Raw genomic sequence first — 11,941 nt, forward strand, 5'->3', positions numbered from 1 at the left:
GCGCTTAATCCAGCGACAGCTTCAGTTTTTCGATCACCTGGTCCCAGCGCGCCTTTTCGCTCTTGATGCGGGCGGTCAGGGCTTCCGGCGTGGATGCCGCGGGGGTGAAGTACTGCAGGGCAAGCTGCTTGCGGACGGCTTCGCTGTCGATGATGCGGGCCAGTTCGCTGTTCAGCCGTTCGATGATCGGCGTCGGCGTGCCGGCCGGGGCCAGCACCGCGTTCCACGAAATGGCTTCGAAGTCGGGATAGCCCTGCGAGGCCATCGTCGGGATCCCCGGCAGCGCTTCGCTGGGCTGCAGGCTGGTCACCGCCAGCAGCTTGACCTTGCCGTCGCGGGCCTGTGGCACGGCGATTGCCGGCACCATGAAGCCGGCTTGCACGTCGCCGCCGATGATCGCGGTGATGACCTGCGGGAATCCGGAGTAGGGGATGTGCGCCAGGTCCACGCCTGCGCTTTCCTTGAACATCTCCATGGCCAGGTGGGCCGAGCTGCCGGGGCCCACCGAACCGTAGTTCAGCGAATTGCCGCGGCCTTTGACCAGCTTGACGAAGTCCTGGACGTTGTCGACCTTCAGGCTGCCCGGCACGACCAGCACGTTGGGGCTGGTGCCCACCAGCGTGACGGGGGCCAAGTCGGTGAGCGGGTCGTAGCCCAGCGTCTTCTTGTACAGCGTGGGCGCCGTGACCAGGGGTCCGTTGATCGTATAGAGCAGCGTATAGCCGTCGGGCTTGGCCTGCGACACGATGCGCGTGCCGATGTTGCCGCCCGCGCCCGGCTTGTTGTCGATGACGATGGGCTGGCCCAGCGCCTGCGACAGCGGTTCCGAGATCGTGCGCGCCAGGATGTCGGGCGACGAGCCGGGCGGGAAGGGCACGACCATGTGGATGGGGTGGTCGGGCCAGTCGGCATGGGCGGCGGCCGGCAGCACGGCTGCCAGGCTGAGGCACAGGCCGCGCAGGAGCGGGCCGACCCGGAGCTTGCGGGTTTGCGTCATGAAGGATGTCTCCTCGGAATCGTGCGGAAGTCTTGTTGTCAGGGAGGGGTCAAAGATGGCCGCCCAGCGACGGGTCCAGCGGGCCGCCGGCATCCGCGCTTTCGTCGCGCGCGTCGCGCGCCAGCAGGGCGGAAACCGCGGTCATGGGCGCCACGCCGTCGAACAGCACGGCGCAGACGGCTTCAGTGATGGGCAGTTCGACATTGATGGCGCGGGCGCGGTCAAGCGCGGCGCGCGCGCAACGCACGCCTTCGGCCGTGATGCCGCTGGCCAGGATGTCGGCCAGCTTGCGGCCGGCGCCGATTTCCAGGCCGACGCGGCGATTGCGCGACAGTTCGCCCGTGGCGGTCAGCACCAGGTCGCCCAGGCCGGTCAAGCCGGCAAAGGTCTCGGGGCGGGCGCCCAGCGCGACGCCAAAGCGCGTCATTTCGGCCAGGCCCCGGGTAATCAGGGCTGCGCGGGCGTTGGTGCCCAGCGCCAGTCCGTCTCCGATGCCGCAGGCGACCGCAATCACGTTCTTCAGCGCACCGCCGACTTCCACGCCGATCAGGTCGGCGCTGGCGTAGACGCGCAACGCGGCGCCATGGAAGGCGGCAGTCGTGGCCTCGCGCAGGGCGGCGCTGGTGCTGGCGACCGTCAGCGCCACAGGCAGCCCTTGCGCGACTTCGCGGGCAAAGGAGGGGCCGGACAGCGCGCCGCCGACCGCGCCGGGCAGCGCCTGGCGCATGATCTCGTGTGGCAGTCTGGCCGTGTCGGCTTCAAAGCCTTTGCACGTCCAGACGATGGGGGTGTCCTGCAATCCCAGGACGGGCAGCCGGCGCGACAGTTCGCCGCAAATGGCGGTCAGCCCGGCCACGGGCACGCCCAGCACGATCAGGCGGCGCGCGCCCTCGTCCTGCAGGCTGCGCAGCGTGGCGTCGAGATCGGAGGAGAAATTCAGGGCCTGGGGCAAAGCGATGCCAGGCAGGTAGCGCGCGTTCTCGTGCGTGGCGGCCATGCTGGCGGCCTGCGCGGCGTCGCGCGCCCAAAGCTGGGTGGCGTGGCGGCGGCTGGAGGCCGCCGCCAGCGCGGTGCCCCAACTTCCCGCACCCAGGACGGCGACGCGCAAGCGCGGCTCAGTGGGATTGTTCATCGGGGCGTGGCGTGCTTACTGGCGGGTGGCGCTGGGGGGCAGGATGATGCCCGAGTCGCTACCAGCGCCATTGCCGTTGGCGGCGCCTTGCTGCTGTTGCAGCTCGGCCAGGCGCTGCTCGTACAGGGCCTGGAAGTTCACTTCCGTCAGGTGCAGCGGCGGCATCGACGTGCGGGTGATCGCGTCGGCGATGTTGGCGCGCAGGTACGGGTACAACATCGTCGGGCAGACAATGCCCAGCAGCGGATCCAGCTGCTCTTCCGGGATGTTGGCGGCTTCGAAGATGCCGGCTTGCGTGCCTTCGACCAGGTACACGACCTTGTCGTTGATGCGAGTGGTGACGGTGACGGTGACCGTGGTCTCGAACACGGTTTCGGCCAGACGCTGGCCGCCCACGGTGATGCTCACTTCAACCTGGGGCGCTTCTTGCTCCAGGAAGACGTGGGGCGCGTTCGGCATTTCCAGCGAAAGGTCTTTCAGGTAGACGCGTTGCAGATTGAACGAGGGCGCGTCGTTGCCGCCTTCTTGCTGGGTGTTTTGGTCTTGATCAGCCATGAGTGTTTCCGTTGGTGGGAGGGGGCAAAAATGAGGGCGATTAGCCGTTGAGCAAGGGGGCAAGGCCACCCGAGCGGTCCAGGGCCATCAAGTCGTCGCAACCGCCGACATGGGTATCGCCGATGAAGATCTGCGGCACGGTGCGCCGGCCGGTACGTTCGATCATGACATCGCGCTGGGACGGGTCCCGGTCGATCTGGATGATCTCCAGGTCGGCCACGCCGCGTTGCTCGAGCAGCGCCTTGGCGCGGGCGCAATAAGGACAATAGTCCTTGCTGTACATGACAACTTTATTCATAGGCGCTCCTGCGATTCGGTATGGAAAGGGAAGGGGACGGGCGCCCCGGTTCAACCCTTCTGGGTGACCGGCAGGCTGGCGGCCGACCAGGCGCGCATGCCGCCATCCAGCGGCACCACGTCGGCAAAGCCTTGCGCACGCAGCTTGGCGGCGGCGCGGGCGGAATCACGGCCATTGTCGCAAACCACGACCAGCGGCTTGTTCTTGGGCAGCGAGGCGGCCTTTTGTTCGATGTCGGCGGCCGGCAGATTGCGGGCCTGGGCGATGTGGCCGGCCTGGAATTGCTCGGCGGGGCGCACGTCGACCCAGACGGCGTTGCGCTGGTTGACCATCTGGATGGCCTCGCCGGTGCTGACGGCCGAGCCGGTACGTCCCTTGCGGAGCGCGGGAATGGCCAGCATCACGCCGGAGATGACGGCGACGGCGACGATGAAGACGTTGTTTTTATCGAGCAAGAATTGCAGAAGATCCACGGGGCATCCTGAAGTACGGCGACAAGCCTGGTAGGGGCGAACCCTTGGCGTCCCCTTAGGTGCCGCGCCAGGGAAATGGACGGGTGCGCCGGGGCAAAATCAAGGGCAAAATCACTCAATTATAAAATGAGCGCATTCTTTAACCATCCCTTAACTTTAACCCGCGCGGAAAGCGTGCCAAACCATGCATAAACTTGTTCTGATGCGCCACGGCGAAAGCCAGTGGAATCTGGAAAACCGCTTCACCGGCTGGACTGACGTCGACCTGACCGAAACCGGCCGCGAACAGGCCCGCAAGGCCGGCGAATTGCTCAAGAAAGAGGGTTACACCTTTGACCTGGCCTATTCGTCGCTGCTCAAGCGCGCCATCCGCACCCTGTGGATCGCGCTGGACGCCATGGACGCCATGTACACCCCGGTGGGCGTGAACTGGCGCCTGAACGAGCGCCACTACGGCGCCCTGCAGGGCTTGAACAAGGCCGAGACCGCCGCTCAGTACGGTGACGAGCAGGTCCTGATCTGGCGCCGCGCGTACGCGATCGCCCCGGAACCGCTGTCGCTGGACGACAAGCGCCATCCGCGTTTCGACAGCCGCTACGCCAAGATCCCGGCCGACCAGCTGCCGGCCACCGAGTGCCTGAAAGACACCGTGGAACGCGTGCTGCCGTTCTGGAACGAGTCCATCGCCCCGGCCATCCGTGCCGGCCGCAAGGTGCTGGTCGCCGCCCACGGCAACAGCTTGCGCGCGCTGATCAAGCACCTGGACAATGTGTCGGACGACGACATCGTCAACCTGAACATTCCGACCGGCCAGCCGCTGGTCTACGAATTGGATGATGACCTGCGTCCCATCCGCCACTATTATCTGGGCGATGCCGCCGAGATCGAGGCGGCCATGGCGGCGGTAGCTGCCCAAGGCAAGGCTAAGAAGGACTGATATTTCTATGCGTCGCACGGCAGGGGTGTTGTTGGCGGTCATGTTGACCGGTGGGGTGCTGTCGGCTCGCGCTGCGCCCAACGACCTTGCCGGACGCCAGTCCGACGCCGAACGTCAGCAGGCCGCCTTGCGGGACCGCATCGAAAGCCTGCAAAAGGATATCGACGGCCGCGAGGCTGCCCGCAAGGAAGCGGCCGACGCGCTCAAGCAGTCGGAATCCTCCATTTCCAAGATCAACCTGCGCTTGCGGGAGCTGGCCGAGGCCAACCGCCAGGCGCAGGCCGACCTGACCGGCCTGGAAAAGCAGATCGGCGTGCAAGAGGCGGTGCTGGCAAAGCGCCGCGTGGAGCTCGCCGACCAGCTGCGCACCCAGTACACCAGCGGCTTGTCGCCCTGGACAGCCCTGCTGTCCGGCGACGACCCTCAGGTGCTGGGCCGCAATCTGGGCTACCTGGACTATGTGTCGCAGGCCCGCGCCAACGCCGTGCAGGCGCTGCGGGCCGACATCGAACGCCTGGCGGCCTTGCAGACGCGCGCCGATGCGCGTCGCACCGAAATTGAGAAAGTCGTGGCCGAAACGTCCGAGCAGAAGACCGCGCTCGTCGGCCAGCAGAAAGAACGCGCCACGCTGCTGGCGCAGCTGGAGGGGCAGATCGCCGCCCAGCGCGCCGAGGCCAACAAGCTGGGCCGCGACGACCAGCGCCTGTCGCGCCTGATCACCGACCTGGACGCGGCGATCGCCAAGCAGATCGAAGAGGCCCGCAAGGCGGAAGAGGCGCGCAAGAAGGCCGAGGAAGCCCGCCGGGTGGAAGAAGCCCGGCGCGCCGCCGAAGAGGCCAAAAAGCGCGCGGAGGCGCAACGTCGCGCGGACGAGGCCCGCAAGAAGGCCGAGGCGGACCGCAAGCTGGCGGCCGACGACGCCGCCCGGCGCGACCGCGATAGCCGCGATGCGCGCGAAGCCGCCCAGGCCCGAGAGCAGGTGGAAGCGGCATCGCGCCAAAGCCGCGGCCCGGTCGCCGTGGCCGACCCGGACGCCGCCGGATTACGTCCGGCTGAACAGGGGCACACCCGTCTGACCAATCCGGCCGATACGCCGGCCCCGGCAAAACCCGCGGATCCGCCCAAAAAGGCGGAACCAGTCGAAGCCGAAACCACTCCAACCCGCAGTGCATCGGCCCAGCAGGCCTCCCGTGCCGCCCCGCTTGGCGGCGGCAACGGCTTGAAGCATGGCCTGGCCATGCCGGTGCGCGGCCAGGTGCAGGGCCGTTTCGGGGTAGATCGCCCGGATGGCGGCGTCTGGCGGGGCGTCGTGCTGCGTGCGCCGGAGGGCACCCCGGTCAAGGTGGTGGCGCCCGGTACCGTTGTTTACGCGGAATGGCTGCGCGGTTTCGGCAACCTCATCATTGTGGATCATGGCCAGCAATACCTGACCGTCTATGCTTACAACCAAAGTCTGCTCAAGCGAGTGGGAGATTCGGTGACAGGTGGCGATACTATTGCTACGGTAGGGGCAACCGGCGGCCAAGTGGAATCCGGCCTATACTTTGAAATTCGCCATCGTGGCGCTCCTGTGGATCCGGCCCAGTGGCTGGCCCAATAGGGGCATTGGCAAAATTGTCGTTGGTAAAAAACCGTTGGTGAATTACCAAACCCCATCGGCGAAAACAAAATTCGGGAAGTGTGCATGGGCACTCGTAAGTTTCGCGGTTTCGGTCTGATAGCCATCGGCGCGGTGGCTGGCGTATTGCTTAGTGTTGGCGTGACAGCAGTCGCCCAGCGCGGCAGTCCCTTGCCCCTGGACGAGCTCAGGCAACTGACCAGTGTTTTCGCGGCCATCAAGAACAACTATGTCGAAGCGGTCGACGACAAGACCCTGATCGACAATGCCATTTCGGGCATGGTCTCCAACCTGGATCCGCATTCCGCCTATCTGGATGCCGACGCCTTCCGCGAAATGCAGACGGCCACGCAAGGCGAGTTCGGCGGCCTGGGCATCGAGGTCGGCGCGGAAGACGGCTTCGTGAAAGTGATCTCGCCGATCGAAGGCACGCCCGCCGCGCGCGCTGGCGTCATGGCCGGCGACCTCATCATCAAGATCGACGACACGCCCACCAAGGGCATGACGCTGAACGACGCGGTCAAGCTCATGCGCGGCGCGCCCAAGTCGCCGATCACGCTGACCATCATGCGCGCCGACCGTCCCCAGCCCATCGTGCTGAAGATCGTCCGCGACATCATCAAGGTGCGCAGCGTGCGCAGCAAGATGCTGGACAACGGCGTGGGCTACATCCGCGTCGCCCAGTTCCAGGAAAAGACCGGTTCGGATCTTGCCAAGGAACTGAAGGAACTGGGCGCCAAAGAGCCGCTCAAGGGCCTGGTCCTGGATCTGCGCAATGACCCGGGCGGCCTGTTGACCAGCGCCATCGGCGTGTCCGGCGCCTTCCTGCCGGCCGACGCCCTGGTGGTGTCCACCGACGGCCGCACGCCCGACGCCCGCCACAAGTACCTGGCCACGCCGTCGGAATACGCCCGGGGTGAAAGCAACTACCTGGCGGGCCTGCCGGCCTGGACCAAGACGGTGCCGATGGTGGTGCTGGTGAACGTCGGTTCGGCCTCGGCTTCCGAGATCGTGGCCGGCGCGCTGCAGGACCACAAGCGCGCCAAGGTGCTGGGCAACCGCACGTTCGGCAAGGGCTCGGTGCAGGTCATCCTGCCGCTGTCGGAAAGCACGGCCGTCAAGCTGACCACGTCGCGCTACTTCACGCCCAACGGCCGTTCCATCCAGGCTACGGGTATCGAACCGGACTACGTCGTTGCCGATACGGCCGACGGCGACCTGTTCCGCCTGCCGCGCGAAGCCGACCTGCAACGCCACCTGTCCAATCCGGGCACGTCCAACGAAGTGAAGTCCAACTCGGACCAGGACAACGTCGACGTTCCGACCAAGGTGTTCGAATTCGGCGGCAAGGACGACTTCCAGCTGCAGCAAGCGCTGAACGTGCTGGCCGGCAAGCCGGTGCAGAAGGGTTCGGCCCGCGCGCAAGCCAAGGCTGACGCCAAGGCCGGCGGCGGCACGCCCACGCGCATGAAGATCACGCCGACCGGAGTCGAGCCCAGCAAGGACAAATGAACGACGAGCAACTGCTGCGCTACGCCCGCCACATCCTGCTCGATGAGCTAGGTATCGAAGGGCAGGAAAAACTGCTGGCGGCGCGTGTGCTCATCGTAGGGGCGGGTGGACTGGGTTCACCCGCTGCGCTCTACCTGGCCACCGCCGGCGTGGGCGACATCACCCTGGCTGACGACGACGTGGTCGAACTCAGCAACCTGCAACGCCAGATCCTCCACACCACCGCCAGCGTCGGCCGCCCCAAGGCCGAGTCCGGGCGCGACATGCTGGCGGCGTTCAATCCGCAAGCGCAGGTCCATGCCCGCGTCGAGCGCCTGAAAGACCAGGCGCTGTCCGACGCCGTCGCTGCCGCCGACCTGGTGCTGGACTGCACGGACAACTTCACCACCCGCCACGCCATCAACCGCGCCTGCGTGCAGCACCGCAAGCCGCTGGTGTCCGGCGCGGCGATCCGCTTTGACGGCCAGGTCAGCGTCTACGACCTGCGCGACGACAACGCGCCCTGTTACCACTGCCTGTTCCCGGAAGCCGACGACGTCGAGGAAGCCAACTGCGCCACGATGGGCGTATTCGCGCCGGTGGTCGGCATCATCGGCAGCATGCAGGCGGCCGAAGCGCTCAAGCTGCTGTCCGGCGTGGGCGAAAGCCTGTCCGGGCGCTTGCTGTGGCTGGACGTGCGCACCATGCAATGGCGCAGCGTCAACGTCCAGCGCGACCCCGAATGCGCGGTCTGCGGGCATCGCGGGCACTGAGCCCGCCGTCTCTCGCCAAGCGAAAATTCGTCTCACGCCGTGGCCTTATTGCCCTCAGGGACAATATTAAAGGCTTGAAATACCTGCTATAACGCCAGCCAGCCTACTTAATTCTGGTGATGGCGATGGACGTGACGGTGTGGAAACAGGACTGAAGTTCAGCTTGCCCAAGTGGCGCCTGACGCGGTGGTTGACGCACGCCGGCCAAGACACGCCTGCGGATATCCGCGCGGCGCTGATCGCCAGCCTGTTCGGCACGCTTCCCATCTTCGCCGGCGGGGTCATCAATACCCTGATGATTTCCGGGGTGGTCACCTGGCGTCGCCCTGAACCCCTGTACATCTCTTGGCTGGTGCTTGAGCTGGTGCTGGCCATCGTTCGGGTCACGATCCTGCGGGCCGCCTTGCGCGCCGCGCCCAAGGGCGGCAACACCCATACCGACATCTACATCCTGCTGGCGCTCTTGTGGGCGTTCAGCGTGGGCTATGGCGTGTTCATCACCTTCCTCAACGGGGATTGGCTGGCCGCCACCCTGGCCGGGGTGTCCTGCGGCGCGATGGCCGGCGGCATCTGCTTTCGGAACTACGGCGCGCCGCGGCTGGTCGGGGCCATGATCTTCCTGAGCCTGGGGCCCATGTGCCTGGGCGCCTTGTTCACGGGCGAATACGTCACGGCCATCGTCTTCATCCAGATCCCGTTCTACCTGGTCAGCATGAGCATCGCCTCGCATCGGCTGAACCGCATCCTGGTGTCCACCATGCTGGCCGAGCGCGACAGCGAGCGTCGCGCCAGCGAAGACGCGCTGACGGGCCTGGCAAACCGCAGCGGGCTGCAGGTCGCATTGGAACGGGTCTGCGCCAGCGCGCGCGGGCACGACAGCCACGCTGCGCTGCTGTACATGGACATGGACGATTTCAAGCGGATCAACGACACCCATGGCCACGCCGCAGGCGACCAGGTGCTGACCACCATCGCCCAGCGCATGCGCGGCATGTTGCGGGTGGACGATGTGGCGGCCCGGATCGGGGGCGACGAATTCATCGTGCTGGTGACGGGCATCGACGCCACGGCGGCGCTGCGCTTGGGCGAACACCTGCTGCGCGACGCCTCCCAGCCGATTGCGCTGGCGGACGGCACCCGGGTCAGCGTGGGCCTGTCGATCGGCATTTCGATCATTTCGGCGGCCAACCGCAGCCCGCAGGCGGCCCTGGATTCGGCGGACGCCGCCCTGTACCGCGCCAAGGCGCGGGGCGGCCGTTGCTGCGAGATCGTCGGGGGCGCCGACGTCGAAGACGCCACGCTTTCCCGCAGCAACGGAGAGCCTGCGACGGCTTGAGGGCGGGACGCGGCGGCGCATCAGCGGCCCGGCTTTGTCAAAAGTTATCAGATAACCTGAAAAGTCAGCCTATAATCGGCCCATGTTGACCAAGACCCTGACCTTGACCGAACAGGTCGCCCGCCAGATCGCCACGGACATCGCCGATGGCGTGCACGCCGTCGGCGCCAAACTGCCGTCCGGCCGCATCCTGGCCGAGCAGTACGGCGTCAGCGCCGCCGTCATCCGCGAGGCGACCGAACGCCTGCGCGCCCAAGGAATGATCCAAAGCCGCCAGGGCTCCGGCAGCACGGTGGTGTCGCGCACGGGCGCCCAGGGGTTCCAGGTGTCCAGCGGCATCGGCGTGGACCGCGCCCAACTGGCCAACGTCTACGAATTGCGGATGGAACTGGAAGGCGGCGCGGCCGCGTTGGCGGCCCTGCGGCGCAACGCCGCGGACCTGGCCGCCATGGCCGAGGCGCTGGCCGCGCTGGAGGCCCATCTTGAGCATCCCGAACAAGGGGTCGAGCACGACGTGGCGTTCCACGTGGCCATCGCCGCGGCGACGCACAACAGCACCTACCAAGACCTGTTGCAGTACCTGAACCTGCAGCTGCGGCTGGCCGTGAGCACGGCAAGGTCCAACAGCCGGCTGCAGGCCGGCCTGACCGCAGCCGTGCATCAAGAACACGTCGCCGTGTTCGAGGCCATCCGTGCCGGCAATCCCGAACAGGCCCGCCAAGCGGCGGTCTTCCATTTGCAGCAGGCGGCCCGCCGCCTGCAACTCGATCCCCTCTTTTCCGCGGCAACGCAGACACCATGAGCGCATCCGATTTCACTCAACGCCTGACCCAGGCCCTGGGCCCCGATACCGTCTACACCGCCGATGCGGACATCGAGCCCTGGCTGTCCGACTGGCGCGGCCTGTACAACGGCCACGCCCAGGCCGTCGTGCGTCCGCGCACCACCGCCGACGTCGCCGCCTGCCTGGCCTTGTGCCAGCAAGAAGGCGTGCCGGTGGTGCCGCGCGGCGGCAATACCGGCCTGTGCGGCGGCGCCACGCCGGATGGCAGCGCGAAAAACGTGGTGCTTAGCCTGGACCGCATGAATGCCGTACGTTCGATCGACACGGTGGCCAACACGATGGTGGCCGAAGCCGGCGCCATCCTGGGCAACCTGCGCCGCGCGGCGCAAGACGCCGGGCGCCTGCTGCCGTTGAGCCTGGCGGCGGAAGACTCCAGCCAGATCGGCGGCAACGTCGCCACCAACGCCGGCGGCGTGAACGTGGTGCGCTACGGCATGGCGCGCGAACTGGTGCTGGGCCTGGAGGCCGTGCTGCCCACAGGCGAAATCTTCAACGGCCTGCGCACGCTGCGCAAGGACAACACCGGCTACGACCTGAAGCAGTTGCTGATCGGCTCCGAAGGCACGCTGGGCGTGATCACCGCCGTCGCGTTGCGCCTGTTTCCGCGCACCGATGTGCGTTCGGTGGTGCTGACGGCGGTGGAGTCGCCCGCGCAGGCGCTGCAGTTGTTCGAGATCCTGTTCGAACAGTGCGGCGCGCGTTTGCAGGCGTTCGAGTATTTTTCGGGCGATTGCCTGGACCTGGTGCTGACCCATGCGGAAGGCGTGCAAGAGCCGTTCGATCAGCGCTACCCGGCCTATGTGCTGGTGGAGTTGGCCGATACGGCTGACGAGGCGGGCCTGACGACGCTGTTGGAAAACGTGATCGGCACGGCATTGGAGCGCGGCCTGTGCCTGGACGCCGCGGTGTCGGCGTCGTTGTCGCAGCTGCAGACGCTGTGGAAGCTGCGCGAGGAGATCTCGGAAGCCCAACGCGCCGACGGCCCGCACTTGAAGCACGACGTGTCGCTGCCGATCGAGCGCATCCCGGATTTCATGGTGTCGGCGGAAGCGCGCGTGCGGGCCCTGTACCCGGATATCCGCCCGTTCATCTTCGGCCACTTCGGCGACGGCAACCTGCACTACAACCTGTCGCGCCCGGCAGGCGCCGAGCGCGATTGGGTGGCGGTGAATGGCGCGGCGATCACGGATGCCGTTCTGGATGAAGTGAATCGCTATGGCGGGAGCATTTCCGCCGAACACGGGATCGGGCAGCTGAAGCGGGAGCATTTTCTGCATAGCAAGGATGCCGTGGAGTTGCGGTTGATGCGCGAGATCAAGAAGGTGATGGATCCGGCAGGGATCATGAATCCGGGGAAGCTGCTGTAGGGGCTGTTGCGGCGGGCGTAGCGTTGGCGGGTTTCGGCGGTTGTTTTTCGGGGAGTTGGGGGGGGCTTCGTAGGACGCCCGTCGTCGGGGTTGGGCTGATGGCGCGCGCCCACGATTGCG

12 protein-coding genes are annotated in these 11,941 nt (G+C 66.6%); 7 read left to right on the top strand and 5 right to left on the bottom strand.

Annotated features, from left to right (window positions below; genetic code table 11):
• Nucleotides 1–4 precede the first annotated feature (4 nt).
• Genes ACO6D5_RS22865 through ACO6D5_RS22885 form a run of 5 tightly spaced genes read right to left on the bottom strand, consistent with a single transcriptional unit; the run spans nucleotide 5 to nucleotide 3,455 of the window.
• Nucleotides 5–997: a Bug family tripartite tricarboxylate transporter substrate binding protein gene (locus tag ACO6D5_RS22865; protein ID WP_485826640.1), complete on the bottom strand. Its 993-nt coding sequence runs from the start codon at nucleotides 995–997 to the stop codon at nucleotides 5–7.
• A gap of 49 nt (nucleotides 998–1,046) precedes the next feature.
• Complete coding sequence (locus ACO6D5_RS22870; protein ID WP_315846781.1) at nucleotides 1,047–2,129, bottom strand: NAD(P)H-dependent glycerol-3-phosphate dehydrogenase; 1,083 nt, start codon at nucleotides 2,127–2,129, stop codon at nucleotides 1,047–1,049.
• 15 nt (nucleotides 2,130–2,144) lie between these two features.
• Entirely contained in the window at nucleotides 2,145–2,684 is a 540-nt protein-coding gene (gene secB, locus ACO6D5_RS22875; RefSeq protein WP_006224675.1) for a protein-export chaperone SecB, read from the bottom strand.
• A gap of 40 nt (nucleotides 2,685–2,724) precedes the next feature.
• Nucleotides 2,725–2,982, bottom strand: coding sequence for a glutaredoxin 3 (gene grxC, locus ACO6D5_RS22880; protein WP_006224674.1), 258 nt, complete (start codon nucleotides 2,980–2,982; stop codon nucleotides 2,725–2,727).
• A gap of 50 nt (nucleotides 2,983–3,032) precedes the next feature.
• Entirely contained in the window at nucleotides 3,033–3,455 is a 423-nt protein-coding gene (locus ACO6D5_RS22885) for a rhodanese-like domain-containing protein (protein ID WP_315846782.1), read from the bottom strand.
• Between the two features lie 184 nt (nucleotides 3,456–3,639).
• Between ACO6D5_RS22885 and gpmA the strand changes: the two genes are divergently transcribed.
• From gpmA to ACO6D5_RS22920, 7 genes are all read left to right on the top strand, one after another.
• Entirely contained in the window at nucleotides 3,640–4,392 is a 753-nt protein-coding gene (gpmA, locus tag ACO6D5_RS22890; RefSeq protein ID WP_315846783.1) for a 2,3-diphosphoglycerate-dependent phosphoglycerate mutase, read from the top strand.
• Nucleotides 4,393–4,399: 7 nt separating this feature from the next.
• Nucleotides 4,400–5,992, top strand: coding sequence for a murein hydrolase activator EnvC family protein (locus ACO6D5_RS22895; protein WP_485826641.1), 1,593 nt, complete (start codon nucleotides 4,400–4,402; stop codon nucleotides 5,990–5,992).
• Between the two features lie 84 nt (nucleotides 5,993–6,076).
• On the top strand, nucleotides 6,077–7,522 hold the full coding sequence (locus tag ACO6D5_RS22900; protein WP_006224670.1) for a S41 family peptidase: 1,446 nt from the start codon (nucleotides 6,077–6,079) through the stop codon (nucleotides 7,520–7,522).
• Nucleotides 7,519–8,274, top strand: coding sequence for a HesA/MoeB/ThiF family protein (locus tag ACO6D5_RS22905; protein WP_006224669.1), 756 nt, complete (start codon nucleotides 7,519–7,521; stop codon nucleotides 8,272–8,274). The genes ACO6D5_RS22900 and ACO6D5_RS22905 overlap by 4 nt, the downstream gene beginning before the upstream one ends.
• A 139-nt stretch (nucleotides 8,275–8,413) precedes the next feature.
• Nucleotides 8,414–9,610: a diguanylate cyclase domain-containing protein gene (locus tag ACO6D5_RS22910; RefSeq protein WP_315846785.1), complete on the top strand. Its 1,197-nt coding sequence runs from the start codon at nucleotides 8,414–8,416 to the stop codon at nucleotides 9,608–9,610.
• Nucleotides 9,611–9,692: 82 nt separating this feature from the next.
• On the top strand, nucleotides 9,693–10,412 hold the full coding sequence (locus ACO6D5_RS22915) for a FadR/GntR family transcriptional regulator (RefSeq protein WP_485826642.1): 720 nt from the start codon (nucleotides 9,693–9,695) through the stop codon (nucleotides 10,410–10,412).
• Entirely contained in the window at nucleotides 10,409–11,821 is a 1,413-nt protein-coding gene (locus ACO6D5_RS22920) for an FAD-binding oxidoreductase (protein WP_485826643.1), read from the top strand. The genes ACO6D5_RS22915 and ACO6D5_RS22920 overlap by 4 nt, the downstream gene beginning before the upstream one ends.
• Nucleotides 11,822–11,941: the final 120 nt, after the last annotated feature.

The organism is Achromobacter sp. (assembly GCF_057314935.1).